Source organism: Agromyces lapidis, assembly GCF_009749405.1.
GTDB classification, from domain to species: domain Bacteria; phylum Actinomycetota; class Actinomycetes; order Actinomycetales; family Microbacteriaceae; genus Agromyces; species Agromyces lapidis.
In genome coordinates, this window is record NZ_WBIQ01000002.1 from 149,280 (window position 1) to 166,696 (window position 17,417).

The following is a 17,417-nucleotide window of genomic DNA, read 5'->3' on the forward strand; positions in this document are numbered from 1 at the left end:
CTCCTCTGCGCTCTCCGTCTCGACGGCTCGTGGTGGTGGTCTGCACGGGTCGAGGTGTCTCTCAGCGGACCGTGTGGAGAAGTGGAATTGTGGTCGGCCCGGGTGTGGTCATGTGGAATTGTGGTCGGCCCCCGCGAATGGATGCTCCCACTCCGGCCACGCGCGGAAATGAGACGGCGCGTCGACCGGGCCACATCTCGTGAAGCGTTCGCTGGGGAGGACGAGTCGACGACGGTCGGGGTCGGCCGGCGGGATGCGTCGAGCGGTGCGCACCCCCACGCAGCCGGGAACATCGACGCGCAGGCCGCGTTGCACTCACCATGACCACTCTCGGAATCATCGGTGCAGGACACATCGGCAGCCAGGTCGCGCGCGCGGCCGTCAAGAGCGGATACGAGGTGGTGATCGCGAACTCGCGCGGACCCGAGACGCTCGAGGGCCTCATCGCCGAGCTCGGACCGTCGGCGCGCGCCGCCACCGCGAGCGAGGCCGCCTCCGCCGCCGACATCGCCGTCGTGACCGTGCCGTTCAAGGCGTACGCGTCGATCCCGGTCGAGCCGCTCGCCGGCAAGATCGTGATCGACACCGACAACTACTACTGGGAGCGCGACGGTCACGTGCCCGCCCTCGACGAGGCCCGCGACACCGTGACCGGCATGCTGCAGAAGCACCTGCCGACGAGCCGCGTCGCGAAGGGCTTCAACCACATCACCGCCGCCGACATCACGACCGACGGGCGCCCGGCGGGCGACCCGGCCCGTCGCGCGCTCGCCACGTCGAGCGACCACGAGGATGCCGCGGCCTTCGTCACCGCCCTCTACGACGAGTTCGGCTTCGACACGGTCAACGTCGGCCCGCTCGACGACAGTTGGCGCGTCGACCGCGACCAGCCCGCCTACTCCGCCGGTGCGCAGACCCGCGACGAGCTCGTCGCGAACCTCGCCAAGGCCGAGCGCACGACGACCGCATAGCCTCGCTCGACTGCGGCCCGGACCCGACGGTTCCGGGCCGCAGTCGTGTCCGGAGACATCCGGAATGATCGTAAAGATCCGATCTCAATCATCGACACTTCCGCCGAATGCTGCCGGAATAAAGCCTGTGAAGCGAAGGCGACGTCGCATCGTTGCTTAAACATCGGATAACTACTACGCTCCCCGGCAGGGCGGCAGTGCCGCCGCCCGCGAGTGATCCGCTACTGGAGTGACGTTGACGATGACCGAGCCGAGTACCACGACCGCACCACGAACACCACGAACTTCACGATCCCGCCGCCGAGTCCTCGCCCTCGTCGCCGCACTCGGCGTGACCCTGACGGGGCTCGCCCCAGCGGGCATCGCGAGCGCCGCCGAGGGCGACGACCTCGACATCCGCTTCGGCGGCTCCCTCGTCGGCACGACCGCGTACACGACGACCGAGGGCGAGTCGATGCGCGGTGTCGTGCGTCGCCTGGCCGGCGGTGAAGAGCAGCTCGCGGCCGGGGGAGTCCGCCTCCACGGCGGCACCGAGGGCATCCGCTTCGAGGCGGCCGACTTCTCGTTCGGCGGCGCGACGCCGACGTCGGGCTTCCTCGCCGAGGTCGAGTTCACGCCGACCGCCGCGCAGTCCGACATGTCGACGATCCTCTCGGCGGCGGGCAACCTCTACGTGCGCACCCAGGGCGGCAAGCTCGTCTACGGATTCGACTCGTACGACGGATCGAGCTGGTCGAGCCACCGCGCCGAGGCGCCGGCCCCGGCCGCGGGCGTCGCCCACCAGCTCTCGGTGCAGTACGTCACGACCGACGACGGCGCCGAGCTGCACACCTGGCTCGACGGTGTCGAACTGCAGACCCTCGCCGCGGATGCGGGCGTCGGCGTGCAGGCCGCCTCGACGAACGCCTTCGGCTTCGGCAACGAGGTGCACCCCGCGGGCGCCGGCCGCGGCATCGTCGGCGAGCTCGGCCACGTGCGCGTCGTCGGCGACGTCACCGCGTACGACCCCGAGCTCTTCGAGTTCCAGCCGGCCCCGATCACGACGACCCTGCTCGACGTGCAGTTCGACGGCTCGGTGGATGCCTCGGCGTACACGCCGGCCGCCGGCGAACGCCTCGACGGGGCCGTCGCCCTGCGCAGCACCGCGAGCGTGAGCGGCGGCGACCTGCAGCTCGGCGGCGCGAACCAGGCCGCCGACTTCACGGCGAGCGAGGAGCTCTTCACCGGGGCATCCCTCGACCGCGCTTTCGTGATCGAGACCGAGTTCACCGCCTCGGGCGCGCAGGCCGACCTCGCGACCGTGGCCGCCGTCGGCGGCAACCTGAGCGCGCGCTACCGCAGCGACGGGCTGCAGTACGGATTCAGCGCGAACATCGGCGGCACCTGGCACGACTACCTGGGCAAGGTCGCCCTGCCCGCCGCCGGGCAGGCGCACGTGCTCTCGCTCGCCTACGTGCCCGGCGCCACCGAGACGAAGGTCATCGCCTGGCTCGACGGCAAGGAGCTGCCCGAAGTCACCGCACCTGCGCCCTCGACCCGCAACGCCAAGGCGACGCAGACCCTCGCGATCGGCAACGAAGTGGCCGCGATCGGCAACCGCGGCTTCAAGGGCACCGTCGAGCGCACGCGCTTCGCGCTGCTCAACGGCGAGTTCGACGACGCGGCCTTCCGCTACCAGGAGCTCGACGAGCCGATGCCGTGCCTGCCGCTCGGCGAGATCTCGCCCGCGAACTACATCCAGGTGACCAGCGCCGACTGCCCGGCGAACGTGCTCGCGAAGGCCGCGCTCGTGCGGCCCACCGAGGCCCAGCTCGACTGGCAGGAGCTCGGGCTCACCGCCTTCGTGCACTTCGGCATCAACACCTTCTACAACCAGGAGTGGGGCCACGGCACCGAGGACCTCGGGCGGTTCCAGCCGACCGGCGAGCTCGATGTCGACGCGTGGGTGAAGTCGCTGCGCGACAGCGGCCACCGCATGGCGATCCTGACGCTGAAGCACCACGACGGGTTCCTGCTCTACCCCTCGCGCTACTCCGACTTCGACGTCGCCTCGACGCCGTGGAAGGACGGCCAGGGCGACATCGTGCGCGACTTCACGACCGCCGCGCACAAGTACGGCATGAAGGTCGGCCTCTACATGTCGCCCGCCGACTCGCACGAGGAGCAGTTCGGGGTGTTCGGCAACGGCAGCGCCAAGACGCCGCGCACGATCCCGACCCTCGTCGAGGGCGACGACCGTGCCGGTGAGGACCTGCCGAGCTTCGAGTACCCGGCGACCGACTACGGCGCCTTCTTCCTCAACACCCTCTACGAGGTGCTCACCCAGTACGGCGAGGTCGACGAGGTCTGGTTCGACGGCGCCCAGGGCAACACGGGCAAGCAGGAGTTCTACGACTACCCCGCCTTCTACGACCTCATCTCGAAGCTGCAGCCGAACGCGGTCGTCGCGGTCGGCGGACGCGACGTGCGCTGGGTCGGCAACGAGAGCGGCACCGCCCGCCAGGACGAGTGGGCGCCCGTGCCGATCAGCGACGCCGGCGACGGCGGCAAGATCGGCGTCGTCGGCGGCGGCACGTTCGAGCAGGTCGGCTCGGCCGCGATGCTGCAGTCGGCCGTGCAGAGCGGTGCGAACGCGCTGCACTGGTGGCCGACCGAGGCCGACATGAAGCTCACGCAGGGCTGGTTCGCGCACCCGACCGATACGCCGAAGACGCCGTCGGCGCTGCTCGGCCATTACCTCGGCACGACCGGACGCAACTCGGTCATGCTGCTCAACACCCCGCCGACGACCACCGGCACCTTCGCACCCGCCTCGGTCACCGCGCTCGACGGGTTCGCGGCCGAGCGGCGCAAGGCGCTCACGCTCGACCACGCGCTCGGCGTGCCGGTCGCGGTCGGCGCCGACGGCGAGGCATCCGCCGCCCTGACCGACGGCAGCAGCCGTTCGTCGTGGCTCAGCGCGAGCGCCGAGCCGGGTGACGTGACGATCGACCTCGGGGCACCGGCGTCGGTGCGGCGCATCGAGCTCGGCGAGGGCGTGCTCGACCACGGGCAGGTCGTCGAGAAGTTCTCGATCGACGCCGAGGTCGACGGCGCGTGGGTCGAGGTCGCGAAGGCGGGCACGATCGGCGTGAGCCGCATCGTCACGCTGCCGCAGGCGGTCACGGCGCAGAAGTTCCGCGTCTCGATCGACCAGGCGCGGGCGCCCTACTCGCTCGCGAAGCTCGCCCTCTACGAGCAGCTGGCCGACGACCCGGGCAAGCTCACCGAGGCCTACCTCGACTGCGCGGCGCCCGTCGCGGGCGACGGCAGCGCCGAGCGCCCGTTCACCTCGCTCGAGCAGTTCCGCACCGCCGAGCTCGCGGTCGGCGCGCAGGTGAAGGTGAAGTCGGGCAGCGAGTGCGCCGACTCGTCGACGCCCTTCTGGGGTTACGGCACCGCTGACGACCCGATCACCGTGTCGGTGTACGACGGCGAAGTCGAGCCGAGCTTCGGCGACCGCACGCTCGAGGAGGTGTTCGGCCCGCTCGCCGCGCAGGGCTGGGTCGTCGAGCTGCCGAACCCGGTCGAGCCCGGCGCCGAGACGGTCACGCTCACGGTGTGCAAGGCCGCCATGGGCGAGGAGCTCGAGGTCTCCGTCGCCGGGTTCGCCCGCGGCGCGACCGTCGAGCTCGCGCTCGCCCCGAAGACGCCGAAGCACGGCCTGGCCGTCGAGCTCGGCACCGTCACCGCCGGCACCGATGGAACCGGCACGGCGACCGTCGCGCTGCCGACCACCAAGCCCGGCATGCGCACACTGACGGCCACCGCAGAGGATGCCTCGGCGAGCACCCGGCTCATCGTGACCCCCGCCGCGGCGGCCGGGTCGGGCGACGGCTGCGGCACCGACTGATCGCGAGGTGAGATGGGGATGCCCCGGGCTCCGGCCCGGGGCATCCCTTTGTCTGTGGGTCTGTGGGTCTGTGGGTCTGTGGGTCTGTGGGTCTGTGGGTCTGTGGGTCTGTGGGTCTGTGGGTCTGTGGATCCGGTGTGCTCAGCCGAGCTCGGCGACGAACGACCGCACGCGGGCCGCGAGGTCGTCGGGCGCCTCGGCCGCGGCGAAGTGCCCGCCGGCCTCGAGCCGGTCGAAGACCCGCAGGCCGAGGTAGTGGCGGCGCGCGAGCGACTCGGGGTAGCCGCCCTCGTGGCGCTGGATGAACACCGCAGCGGGCACGCCCGTCGACGGGATCGGGCCGTCGCCCTCACCCTCGTAGTACGGCCGGAACGAGCTCGCGATCGACTGCGTGACCCAGTAGATCATCGCCTCGGTGAGGATGCGCTCGCGGGAGATGCGGCGCTCGACGAGACGCGGGTCGCCCGGCGGGGTGTCGCTCCACGCCACGAGCTTCTCGGCGATCCAGGCGAGGAGACCGACGGGGGAGTCGTTGAGCGCGGCCGCGAGCACGTCGGGCCGGGTATTCTGCACGTGGCCGTACGCGCCCTCGGGCCATTCGCGCTCGGCGAGCGAGGCGAAGAACTCGAGCTCGCCCGGATCGGTGAGGGCGGCGCGCTCGTCGGAGGTCGGGAAGTGCGCGTGCGTCGCGACGATGCCGGCGACGTGCTCGGGATAGCTCGCGGCGATGAGGTCGCTCACGTTGGCCGAGACGTCCTCGCCGTAGGTGAAGTAGCGCTCGTAGCCGAGCACCTCGGTCATGAGCGCGTGCAACGTGGCTGCCAGCCGCGGTTCTGAGAGCTGGCCCTCGGCGTACGGCGACGAGAAGGCGAAGCCCGGCAGGCTCGCGACGACCACGTCGAACTCGGCCAGCCGGTCGGCGAAGTCGAGCTGCAGCGCGAAGGTGTGCGGCCAGCCGTGCATCACGAGCAGGGCCGGGGCGTCGGGCTGCGCCGACCGCAGGTGGGCGAAGTGCACCTGGGCGCCGTCGATCGGAGCGATGAACTGCGGGTGCGAGTTGAGCCACGCCTCGCGGGCCCGCCAGTCCCAGGCCTGCCACGACTCGACGAGCTCGCGCAGGTACGCCGCGTTCATGCCAGAGGGCGGCACGCGGGGCGAATCGTCGAGCAGGCGCGTGCGACCCAGGCGATCGCGAAGATCGTCGAGGACGGCGTCGGAGACATGCAGTTCGAACCGCTCGAGGTCACTCATGCGCCCGACGGTACTGGGTGCCGCCGACACGAATACCGGTGAACGCGACCGGGCCCGCCCGGCGGCCTGAGGCTCCCCGCCCGGAGATCTGAGGTACCCGGGCCGGCGGTCTGAGGTACCCGGGCAGGCGATCTGAGGTACTCGGCGCCGGCGAAATAGGGCACTCGCCCGATCTGCCCGCCCCACCTCAGCGAGGAGTCTGAAGTCAGGCAGCCACCAGGCCGCCGCACCGAAGGGAATCGGGACATGAACCTCGCAGTCGGCTACATCGCACAGACACTCCAGACCGCCGACGAGCGCGAAGCCGCGATCGTGAACGAGCGTCGCCGCCGCGCCCACGAGCGCCGCCTCGACGAGGCCGAGCGCGCCGAGCGCGCGGCGGGACGCCGAGGCATCCTGCACCGCACCGGCGGGGGAGCGCCGTCGCGCGGTCGCAGCGGAGCCGCCGCACCTCGCCCGGCCGCCTGAGCGCGGACCCGGGCGGTGCGGTCACGGGCCGCCCGCTCGCGGTAGTGTCGTCTCGCCGATTCCGGCGACACCCGACGACCCGAACAGGACCCTTCTCCATGACCCAGCTCATCCTCTCCGGCGACGACCAGCTGACCGTGCCCGTCGTCATCTCGATCGCCGAGGGGCTCGGGTACACGGCGACCACCCCGTCGGAGGGCAGCATCAAGCTCGAGCGGGGCAGCCTGCACAAGACGCTCTGGCTCGGCGCGATGGCCGGCAAGGGCTTCCACATCTCCTTCACCTTCGCGATCGGCGTCGACCAGTACGGCAACACCTGGCTGCGCTTCGACGAGAAGGGCGGCCTCGGCGCGGTCAAGGGCGGCGCGATCGGCTACGCGAAGAGCAAGTCGGCCTTCGAGGAGTTCGTCGCCGCGGTGCGCGCGCAGACCAGCGAGCGCGGCATCCTCATCGGCGAGCAGTAGGCGCAGAAAGAACAACCATCCCAATTTCTCCATCGATGTGACAAACTCGACGGAGAAGCGCACTCGCGCGTGACGGCGGTGGGAGGTGGCTGGCGATGGCCGGTACAGCACCTCCTGCCGCACGTCGCGGAACCAACCTCCCGCGCATGGGCGACTTCAACCGCTCGGTCATCTTCGACGCCATCCGGCGGGAGCCCGAGGGTCGCAGCCGGGTCGAGCTCGTCGAGATCACCGGGCTCTCGACGCAGACCGTGTCGAACATCGCCCGACGCCTGCTCGACGACGAACTCATCGTCGAGGCGGGCAAGACGAGCGCCGCGGGGCTCGGCAAGCCCCGCACCATCCTGCGCCTGAACCCTGCGGGGCTCTACGCCGCGGGGGTGCACATCGACCCGGCGGTGATGACCTACGTGCTGCTCGACCTCACCGGGCGGGTCGTCGCCCACGCTCGTGACCGCACGCCCGAGGCGAGCAACCCCGAGCAGGTGATGGCGCACATCCGCGACCACGTCGAACGACTCGTCGCCGACTCGGGCATCGCCCGCGAGAAGCTCGTCGGCCTGGGGCTCGCCGCCCCCGGCCCGATCGACCAGGAGCGCGGCACGATCGTCGACCCGCCGAACCTGCGCGGCTGGCACAGCGTCCCGCTCCGCGATGCGCTCGAGGATGCCACGGGCCTCCCCGTGCTCGTCGACAAAGATGTGACCGCCGCGGCCGTGGCCGAGACCTGGGTGGGCGGCGCGAGCGGCACCGGATCCTTCGTCTTCCTCTATCTCGGCACGGGCATCGGCGCGGGGCTCGCCCTCGGCGACGAGCTCATGCGCGGCGTATCCGGCAACGCCGGCGAGATCGGCCACATCGTCGCCGACCCCGACGGTCCGCCCTGCGCGTGCGGGCAGCGCGGATGCATCGCGGTCACCATCACGCCGCAGGCGATGGTCGAAGAGGCCGAGCGGCTCGGCGTGCTGCGAGCGGATGCCCCGTTCGAGTCGCCGCCCGAGATCGACGCGCAGTTCGCCCGGTTGTGCACGGCCGCCGAGGCGGGTGACACGGTGGCCGGAGGCATCCTCGACCGCGCGGCCGACCGCACCGCGCGGGCCGTCGCCGTGATCACGAACCTGCTCGACGTCGACCGCGTCGTGTTCGGCGGGCCGTTCTGGGCGCGCCTCGAGGCGCGGTACCTCGAGCGGGTTCCGCCGCGTCTCGCGGAGTACAGCGCGACCATCGCCCTTCGCGAGCTCGAGGTCGTCGGCACCGGCGTCGGCGAGGACGTCGCGGCGATCGGCGCCGCCAGCCTCGTGCTCGAGCGCACCTTCGCGCCGACGGCGAACCGCCTGCTGCTCGGGTAGGTCCTTCCCGTCGGTCGAGTAGCGCCGACGCGGAGCGGCGACGCGTATCGAGACCTCTGGCGCGAGGGTGGGGGTTTCGATACGCGTCCTCCTCCGTCGGGCGCTGCTCAACCGGCGAACGGAACTTGGGGGTTGCCGAGTAATTCCATTCGATTTACTATGTCGGAGTGGGGATTGCGATCGCCCCGTGGAGCACGGTTCGGGGGAGCCGGCTTGCTCCCCGGGGCGTATCGCGTCTGCCCGCCCGAACCGGAGCATCCGCACTGCAGTACTCGAGCAAGGGAGCACGAGCACCATGCAACGAACCCGCGCCACCCTGTCGTTCGCGGTCATCGCCGCGGCATCCGTCGCGCTCATCGGTTGCAGCGCCGACTCGGGCGGCGGTGACGACCAGACGATCCGCATCGTGTACCAGAAGACCGACGCGTTCGTCGCACTCGACGACCTCTTCACGAAGGTGAAGCCGGCCTTCGAAGACGCGAACCCGGGCATCACCGTCGAGCTCGAGCCCATCGTCGCCGACGAGGGCGACTACGCCACGAAGCTCGCGCTCATGCAGCAGAGCCCCGACACCGCGCCCGACGTGTTCTACGAAGACACCTTCAAGGTGCGCAGCGACGTCGACGCGGGCTACCTGCTGAACCTCGACGAGTACCTCGCCGACTGGGACGACTGGTCGAAGTTCAACGAGGGCGCGAAGGAGGCAGGGCGCGCCGACGACGGCAGCGTCTACGCGGTGCCGCTCGGCACCGACACCCGCGGCATCTGGTACTCGAAGTCGGTGCTCGAATCGGCCGGCGTCGCCCTGCCGTGGGAGCCGAAGAGCTGGGACGAGATCCTCGAGACGGCCCGCAAGGTGCACGCCGCCCAGCCCGACAAGGTCGCGTTCAACGTGTACTCGGGAAAGCCTGCGGGCGAGGGGTCGGTCATGCAGGGCTTCGGCATGCTGATGTACGGCACCGACGACGAGCTGTACGACGCCGACGAGAAGAAGTGGGTCACGGGCTCGCAGGGCTTCGTCGACTCGCTCGCCTTCATCGAGACGCTCTACTCCGAGGGCCTCGCGCCCGCGCCCGACGTCGCGCTCGACGGTTCGATGTGGCAGAAGCTCTTCGGCGAGTGGTTCCCCGGCGGGCAGATCGCGGGCACGATCGAGGGTTCGTGGTCGCCGTCGTTCTGGATGGAGGGCGGCCAGTACGCCTGGCCCGAGTACGTCGACGACATCGGCGTCGCCGCGTTCCCGACGCAGGAGGGCCAGGGCGACGGCGCCGTCAGCCTCTCGGGCGGATGGACCCTCGCGGTCGGCGCGAACAGCGGCAACCCCGACGCCGCGTTCGACTTCCTCGCGATGGCGCTGAACCAGGAGAACTCGCTGCAGTACAACATCGCGAACTCGCAGATCGCGGTGCGAACGGATGTCGCGGAGGATCCCTCGTACCTCGAGGCGAACCCCTTCATCGGCTTCTTCACCGATCTCGTGAGCTACACCCACTTCCGGCCGGCCACTGCCGACTACCCCGAGATCTCGGCTGAGATCCAGGCGGCCACCGAGGCCGTCATGACGGGGCAGATGACGCCGGAGGAGGCGGCCGCCGCCTATGACGAGGCGGTGGTCGGGATCGTCGGCGAAGAGAACGTGACCGGCTAGGAGCATGGTCGCGGTCTCGTCGCCCACGATCGAAGGCGGCCGGCCGACGCGGGACGACCCGAACTTCCGCGCCGGCCGGCAACCCCCTCGGGCGGGGCGACGGGCGTTCTTCCGGCTGCTGCCGATCGTTCCGTCGATCCTGCTGCTCGCGCTCTTCATGGCGGGTCCGGTGATCTGGGCCGTCGTCATCTCGTTCACCGACACGGCGCTCACCGGGCGCTCGGCACGCGAACCGCAGTGGGTCGGGCTCGACAACTACGTCGAGCTCGTCACCGACCGCGACTTCCCCGTCTCGCTCGTGCTCACGGTCGTCTTCGTGCTCGGCTCGGCCGTGATCGGGCAGAACCTCGTCGGACTCGGGCTCGCGCTGCTCATGGCGAAGGCGAACCGCACCGTGCGGGGGATCGTCGGCACCACGGTCGTCGCCGCGTGGGTGCTGCCCGAGATCGTCGCGGCGTTCGCCGCCTACGCCTATTTCGCCGACGACGGCACGCTCAACCAGCTGCTCGGCGCGATCGGCATCGACGGGGCGAACTGGCTCTACGACTTCCCGATGCTCGCCGTGATCCTCGCGAACGTGTGGCGCGGCACCGCGTTCTCGATGCTCGTCTACGAGGCCGCCTTGAACGACGTGCCGCCCGAGATCACCGAGGCCGCGATCGTCGACGGCGCGAGCGGCGCGAAGCGCCTCTGGTGGGTGACGATCCCGATGATCCGCCCCTCGATCGCCACGAACCTCATGCTCATCACCCTGCAGACCCTCGCCGTGTTCACCCTCATCTGGGTGATGACGAAGGGCGGACCGGGCATGGCCAGCTCGACGCTGCCGGTATTCGCCTACCAGGAGGCGTTCAAGTTCCAGCAGATCGGGTACGGCTCGGCCATCGCGGTCGTCATGATCGTCGTCGGCGCGGTCTTCTCGATCGCGTACATCAGGATGCTCCGCCCGGAGCGCCGCTCATGAGCCTCGCGTCGCCGCGCCGTGCCGTGGCATCCACTGCTCGAAACCTGGCGCTCGCCCTCATCGGCGTCTGCTTCGTCGTGCCGCTCGCGTGGCTCGTGCTCGCCTCGATCGACACGAACCCGAGCCAGCGCACCGAACTGCCCGAGGGCTTCACGCTCGACCACTACGCCGCCGTGCTCACCCCCGAGGGCACGCTGCTGCCGCTGTGGAACTCGATGCTGCTCTCGACCGGTTCGGCCGTCATCACCGTCGTCGTCGCCGTGCTCGCCGCGTACCCGCTGTCGCGGTACCGGTCGCGGTTCAACACGCCGTACCTCTACGCGATCCTCTTCGGAACCTGCTTGCCGATCACCGCGATCATGGTGCCCGTGTACAGCCTGTTCGTGCGGCTCGGCTACCTCGACAACCTCGCCGCGGTGACGTTCTTCATGGCGGCGACGAGCCTGCCGATGGCGATCTGGATGATGAAGAACTTCATGGACTCGGTACCCGTGTCGCTCGAGGAGGCCGCCTGGGTCGACGGGGCGTCGGCGATGGGCACCCTGCGGCGCATCGTCGTGCCGCTCATGCGGCCCGGCATCGCGGTGGTGTTCATCTTCGTGTTCATCCAGGCCTGGGGAAACTTCTTCGTGCCGTTCATCCTGCTGCTGAGCCCGGCGAAGCAGCCGGCCGCCGTCAGCATCTACAGCTTCTTCGGGCAGTACGGCACCGTCGCCTACGGCGAGCTCGCCGCCTTCTCACTGCTCTACTCGTTGCCGGTCATCGCGCTGTATGTGCTCGTCTCGCGCGGCATCGGCGGATCATTCGCGCTGCAGGGCGCGGTCAAGGGATAGGAGCCCCCATGCACGACGACGCCGCGCTGGTCGAGACGCGCATCGCGCGCTTCGTGCGCGAACGGCTCGAGCCCGCGCGCTACCGCGAGCGGGTGCCCGCGACGCTCGAACGGTGGGAGGCGCCGGGAGAACCCGTGCCGTTCGCCGAGGCCGTGGCGCAGCGCTTCGAGCCGGTGTCGGCGGGCACGCCGTGGGGGCGGGCGTGGGGCACGACGTGGTTCAGGGTGACGTTGCCGCCGGTGGCGGAACTGCAAGGCGTGGTCTCGATCGACGGCGGGCGCCCCGAGCTCGTCGTCGATCTCGGCTTCTCGTCGGTGACGCCGGGGTTCCAGGCCGAGGCGCTCGTGTGGCGGCCCGACGGCACGATCGTCAAGGCCGTCGAGCCGCGCAACCGGGCGGTGCCGCTCGTGCTGATCGGTGCCGCCGACGGGCAGGCGGTCGTGTACCTCGAGGCCGCGTCGAACCCCGACGTGATGCAGGACTGGACCTTCGCGCCCACGCTCCGAGGCGAGTGGGAGACCGCGGGCGACGAACCGCTCTACGTGCTCGGCGCCGTCGAGCTCGCGCTCCGCGACGTGGCCGTCGACGAGCTCCTGCACGATGTCCGCGTGCTCCGCCAGCTCGCCGCGCAGCTGCCCGCCGACTCGACTCGCCGCGCGCAGATCCTGCGCGCCCTCGAGCGCATGGTCGACGCGATGGACCCCGACGACGTCGCCGGCACCGCGGCGGAGGGCCGTGGCATCCTCGCCCCTGTGCTCGCGGCGCCCGCCTGGGCGAGTTCGCACCGCGTGCACGCCGTCGGCCACGCGCACATCGACAGCGCCTGGCTGTGGCCCGTGCGCGAGACGGTGCGCAAGGTCGCCCGCACCTTCTCGAACGTCGACGCGCTCATCGCCGAGCATCCCGATTTCGTGTTCGCCGCTTCGTCGGCGCAGCAGTACGCGTGGCTGCAGCGCGACTACCCAGAGCTCTTCGAGCGCGTGCGGGCGCGCGTGCGCGAGGGCTCCTTCGTGCCGGTCGGCGGCATGTGGGTCGAGTCCGACACGAACCTGCCTGGCGGCGAGGCGCTCGCGCGCCAGTTCGTCGCGGGCAAGCGCTTCTTCATGGATGAGCTCGGCGTCGAACCGCTCGAGGTCTGGCTGCCCGACTCCTTCGGCTACTCGGCGGCGCTGCCGCAGATCGTGCGCGCGGTGGGGTCGCGGTGGTTCCTCACGCAGAAGATCTCGTGGAACGAGACGAACCGATTCCCCCACCACACCTTCCGTTGGCAGGGCCTCGACGGCACCGAGGTGTTCACGCACTTCCCGCCGGTCGACACGTACAACGCCGAGCTCACGGGGGAGGAGCTCGCCCGTGCCGAACGCCAGTACGCCGAGAAGGGTGTCGCGAACACCTCGCTCGTGCCGTTCGGCTACGGCGACGGCGGCGGCGGACCCACCCGCGAGATGCTCGCCTCGGCGCATCGCACGGCGTCGCTCGAGGGGTCGCCGCAGGTGCGGCTCTCGTCGCCGCGCGAGTTCTTCGAGACGGCGGAGGCCGAGTACCCGGCGCCGCCGGTGTGGGCGGGCGAGCTCTACCTCGAGTTCCATCGCGGCACGTACACCTCGCAGGCCCGCACGAAGCGCGGCAACCGGCGCTGCGAGCACCTGCTGCGCGAGGCCGAGCTGTGGGCGACGACGGCCGCGGTGCGCGGCGTGTCGGAGTACCCGCGCGCCGAGCTCGACGAGGCCTGGCAGACGGTGCTGCTGCAGCAGTTCCACGACATCCTGCCGGGGTCGTCGATCGCGTGGGTGCATCGCGAGGCCGAGCGCCGCTACGCCGAGGTCGCCGAGGTGCTCGACGAGATCATCGAGCGCTCGGTGCGCGCGCTCGCCGGGCAGGGCGATCGGATGCTCCGCCTGAACGCCGGGCCGTACGAGGTCTCGGGCGTGCCGGGGCTGGGCGGGGCGTCTGCACCTCCCCGTCGGTCGAGTAGCGAAGCATCTCGAAACCGCGAGGCGAGCGCTGAGGCTCTCGATACGCTCGCTGGCGCTCGCTACTCGACCGCCGAGGGTCATCACATCTTGTCGAACGCCCATCTCGCGGCCGTCCTCGACGCCGACGGGCTCCTCATTTCGCTTCGCGACCACGCTTCGGGTCGCGAGGCGATCGCGCCGGGCCGTGCCGGCAATCTGCTCCAGCTCTTCCGCGACACCCCCAACCAGTGGGATGCCTGGGACATCGACGCCCACTACGCCCGCAACGTCGTCGAACTGCGCGAGGTCGAATCGATCGAGGTCCTGCCCGCGGGCGGGTCGCCGGCGACCGCGGACAGCGGTGTCGCGGTGCGCATCACGCGCCGCTTCGGGGCATCCCGCATCGTCGAGACCGTGTCGCTGGGGGCCGACGCGCGCGCTCTCGAGCTCGAGTTCGAGATCGACTGGCACGAGCGGCAGAAGCTCGTGAAGCTCGCCTTCCCGCTCGACGTGCACGCCGAACGGGCGACGAGCGAGATCCAGTTCGGGCACATCCACCGGCCCACTCACGCGAACACCTCGTGGGACGCCGCCCGCTTCGAGACGGTCGCCCACCGCTGGGTGCACGTCGGCGAGCCCGGCTACGGCGTCGCGATCGCGAACGACTCGACCTACGGGCACGACCTCCGCCGCGAGGCCGATGACGCGCGCCCGGGCGCCACCGTGACGACGGCGCGGCTCTCGCTGCTGCGGGCCCCGCGCTACCCCGATCCCGAGGCCGACCAGGGCGAGCACCGCCTGCGCGTCTCGATCCTGCCGGGAGCCGGAATCCCCGACGCAGTCGCCGAGGGCTACCGCATGAACCTGCCGCTGCGCGAGATCGGCGGCGTGGATGCCTCGGCGATCGAGCCGCTCGTCGGCCTGACCGGCGCGGTCGTCGAAGCGGTCAAGCTCGCCGAGGATGCCTCGGGCGACGTCATCGTTCGCCTCTACGAGCCGCACGGCGCTCGCGCACACGCGCGGCTCGAGGCATCCTTCGCGGCCGACGCGGTGGCGACCGACCTGCTCGAGCGCCCGTTCGACGCGGCCGACCCGACCGGAGGCGGGGTGGGCGTCGCGCTCGCCGGTGCCGGTCCGAACGCGTGGGAGTTCGAGCTCCGCCCGTTCCAGATCGTGACGCTGCGCCTCAGCCCCTCGATCGCGGAGGTCGAGTAGGCGCCCGCAGCACTCCTCCGAGGCGATCGGGTGACGCTGTCAGAGCCCGCGGGAGGCGGGCATCCGGGCGCGGCCTCGGGCCGATCGATACTCGGAATCGCACGAAGGCAGCCGCTGTTCGCGCGACTACGTCACTGATACGCCAGTGGTATCGGTGGGGGAGAGCGCGCTGATACCCCAGTCGTATCAGTGACGTAATGCTTCAGCGCAGTGGGTGCCGCGAGCGGTCGGTCGCCGCGCTACGGGCGCGTCGCGGCGGCAATCACCTCGTGGTGCAGGGCGAGCAGGCCCGCGGTGCGCTCGGCCGGGCCGCGTCCGAAGCCGCACTCGGTGCCGACACCGAACGAGGCGACGCCCGCCCGGGCGAAGGCCTCTTGGGCCGGGGCGATGCGGGCGAGTGCGCCGTCGACCCCGTCCTCGTGGTGCACGAGCCCGAGGTAGGGGGTCGTCGCGGCGGGCAGCGCCCACTCGGCGAGCGGGGCGTAGTATTCGGCGTCGGTACGCTCGATCGGCACGGGGAGGTGCACCCAGTCGATGGGGCGCTCGACCTGCGCGGCCAGCGCATTCGCGACGGCGACGAGCCGGCCGGCGTCGGTCGGCTCGACGAAGTGCTTCTCGGCGACGTCGCCGTAGCAGAGGTGGAATCCGAGCTGCGCGGCCCCGGGCACCCGGTCGGCGAGCTCCGCGGCGAGCGAGGCGATCGCCGTGACGAGCGCCGGGGCATCCGCGCCGCCGTCGGCGAAGAACGCCTCGAGCGGTCCGCCGCCGAGGCTCACGCCCTCGAGGTAGGCGAACTCGGTCGCGAGGTCGATCTGCACGGCGAGGTCGTCGGCCGGCACGAGCTCCGCGATGCGGTCGAGCTCGGCGGCGAGGGCGGCGGCGTACGCCGGATACACGGCGGCCCGATGGGCCGGCGCGACGAAGGTGGTGATCGGCGCGAGCGGCGAGGGCAGACACACCTGGAAGCGGGTGCCGTCGGCGATGACGCCCTCCTCGCGCAGGCGCACGAAGTCGGCATAGCTCGCGGCCGCGGCGTCGGCGTAGCCGAGCGGACCGAACGCGAGGGCTGCGGCCTCGACCGTGCCGTCGAGCACCGTCGGGCGCAGGTCGAACCCGGCGACGACGATCGGGTCGATCGGCACCCGGCTGAGGCCGTCGACCGCGTCGAAGGCCGCACCCTGGAAGAGGATCCAGTGGAACCGCTCGCCGACCTCGCCGTCGGGAATACGGGCGAGGTCGTCGCCGAGTTCCTCGGCGACGACACGGAACGTCGCCTCCGCGCTCGGCTGGTTGATCGATCCGACGAGGTGCGCGCCGGCGACGCGGGGGAGTTCGGGCATCCCGCAATCGTAGATCGACACCGCTGCACCGCGGACTCGTGTTACCCGCGCTGACGCGGAACGGCGCCCCGCGATCGGCCGCCTCGGCCGCTCAGCCGTCGTGCACGACGAGCGCGATCTCGATCTCGTCGCCCTCGCCGATGCCCTCGGCCTGCAGCACCGCCCGCTTCAGCGGGAGCGCGTAGGTGCCCCCTCCGGGGAAGATCGAAGTGCTCCACGTCGTTGCGCCGACCGTGGCGGTGACGCGCACCGAGTCGAAGCCCCGAGGCATCCGAGGGCGATCGGAGATGTCGGCGCTCGGCTCGGGCGGCACGTCGACGAAGAACCAGTTGCGCCTGGCCGACCACTCGTAGATCACGGCGGTGAAGTCGACGCGCATGCCGGAGGCCGGGCGAGGATCACGCATGCGGTCATCCTAGATCGCGCCACCGTCACGGCTCGGAGTCGCGACAGCACCAGCACGGTGACGACGTCCGATTCCCGCTGCCGATTCGCGCCCGCTGCCCGCGCGTCGCGGGCAGGATGGAGTCATGTCCCGCCGCCACGCCACCCTGTCGACGCCGCTCGGCGAGCTGCTCGTGGTCGCAGAGGGCGAGGCACTCCTCGGCATCTACTTCCCTGGGCACTGGCACCCGCCGGCCGCCGGCACGATCGGCGTCGAGGTCTCGGCCCGCGATGACGCCCTCATCACGCGGCTCGGCGTCGAACTCGACGAGTACCTCGCCGGTGCACGGACCGGATTCGAGCTGCCGACCGCGGCCGACGGCGACGAGTTCCAGCACCTCGTCTGGGGCATGCTGCGCGAGATCCCGCTCGGCACGACGGTGACGTACGGCGAGCTCGCGGTGCGCCTCGGCGACCGCAACCTGGCGCGACGGGTGGGCAACGCCGTCGGCCGCAATCCGCTCAGCATCATCGTGCCGTGCCACCGCGTCGTGGGGGCCGACGGTTCGCTCACCGGCTACGCGGGCGGCCTCGAGCGCAAGCGGTTCCTGCTCGAACTCGAGGGCGCCGCGGTCGTCGCGCAGGCTCGCCTGTTCTAGATTCACCGACCCGAGCGGCAACGA

13 protein-coding genes are annotated in these 17,417 nt (G+C 71.1%); 10 read left to right on the plus strand and 3 right to left on the minus strand.

The annotated features are described in order from the left end of the window. The first annotated feature begins 320 nt into the window (after positions 1-320). Positions 321-971, plus strand: coding sequence for an NADPH-dependent F420 reductase (locus GQQ93_RS03900; protein WP_157422933.1), 651 nt, complete (start codon positions 321-323; stop codon positions 969-971). Positions 972-1,302: 331 nt separating this feature from the next. Continuing rightward, complete coding sequence (locus GQQ93_RS03905; protein ID WP_157422934.1) at positions 1,303-4,863, plus strand: alpha-L-fucosidase; 3,561 nt, start codon at positions 1,303-1,305, stop codon at positions 4,861-4,863. Positions 4,864-5,004: 141 nt separating this feature from the next. Here GQQ93_RS03905 and GQQ93_RS03910 read toward each other — a convergent pair whose 3' ends face one another. After that, positions 5,005-6,114, minus strand: coding sequence for an epoxide hydrolase family protein (locus tag GQQ93_RS03910; protein WP_157422935.1), 1,110 nt, complete (start codon positions 6,112-6,114; stop codon positions 5,005-5,007). A 246-nt stretch (positions 6,115-6,360) separates the two neighbouring features. Between GQQ93_RS03910 and GQQ93_RS03915 the strand changes: the two genes are divergently transcribed. The 7 genes from GQQ93_RS03915 (at position 6,361) to GQQ93_RS03945 (ending at position 15,010) form a co-directional block, all read left to right on the plus strand. After that, positions 6,361-6,582, plus strand: coding sequence for a hypothetical protein (locus tag GQQ93_RS03915; RefSeq protein WP_157422936.1), 222 nt, complete (start codon positions 6,361-6,363; stop codon positions 6,580-6,582). Positions 6,583-6,680: 98 nt separating this feature from the next. Beyond that, positions 6,681-7,046, plus strand: coding sequence for a hypothetical protein (locus GQQ93_RS03920; protein WP_157422937.1), 366 nt, complete (start codon positions 6,681-6,683; stop codon positions 7,044-7,046). A 146-nt stretch (positions 7,047-7,192) separates the two neighbouring features. Beyond that, positions 7,193-8,395, plus strand: a complete 1,203-nt coding sequence (locus GQQ93_RS03925) for an ROK family protein (RefSeq protein ID WP_157422938.1) — start codon at positions 7,193-7,195, stop codon at positions 8,393-8,395. Between the two features lie 295 nt (positions 8,396-8,690). After that, on the plus strand, positions 8,691-10,043 hold the full coding sequence (locus GQQ93_RS03930; RefSeq protein WP_157422939.1) for an extracellular solute-binding protein: 1,353 nt from the start codon (positions 8,691-8,693) through the stop codon (positions 10,041-10,043). Between the two features lie 4 nt (positions 10,044-10,047). Continuing rightward, positions 10,048-11,007, plus strand: a complete 960-nt coding sequence (locus GQQ93_RS03935) for a carbohydrate ABC transporter permease (protein WP_157422940.1) — start codon at positions 10,048-10,050, stop codon at positions 11,005-11,007. Beyond that, a complete protein-coding gene (locus GQQ93_RS03940; RefSeq protein WP_157422941.1) occupies positions 11,004-11,840 on the plus strand; it encodes a carbohydrate ABC transporter permease in 837 nt (278 codons plus the stop codon). The genes GQQ93_RS03935 and GQQ93_RS03940 overlap by 4 nt, the downstream gene beginning before the upstream one ends. A gap of 8 nt (positions 11,841-11,848) precedes the next feature. After that, positions 11,849-15,010 (plus strand): alpha-mannosidase, encoded by a 3,162-nt coding sequence (locus tag GQQ93_RS03945; protein ID WP_157422942.1) that lies wholly within the window; start codon positions 11,849-11,851, stop codon positions 15,008-15,010. 239 nt (positions 15,011-15,249) lie between these two features. Here the strand turns inward: GQQ93_RS03945 and GQQ93_RS03950 are convergent, their stop codons facing one another. Then, entirely contained in the window at positions 15,250-16,350 is a 1,101-nt protein-coding gene (locus GQQ93_RS03950; protein WP_157422943.1) for a hypothetical protein, read from the minus strand. 91 nt (positions 16,351-16,441) lie between these two features. After that, complete coding sequence (locus tag GQQ93_RS03955; RefSeq protein ID WP_246192075.1) at positions 16,442-16,756, minus strand: DUF1905 domain-containing protein; 315 nt, start codon at positions 16,754-16,756, stop codon at positions 16,442-16,444. 124 nt (positions 16,757-16,880) lie between these two features. Between GQQ93_RS03955 and GQQ93_RS03960 the strand changes: the two genes are divergently transcribed. After that, positions 16,881-17,393: a methylated-DNA--[protein]-cysteine S-methyltransferase gene (locus GQQ93_RS03960; RefSeq protein WP_157422944.1), complete on the plus strand. Its 513-nt coding sequence runs from the start codon at positions 16,881-16,883 to the stop codon at positions 17,391-17,393. Positions 17,394-17,417: the final 24 nt, after the last annotated feature.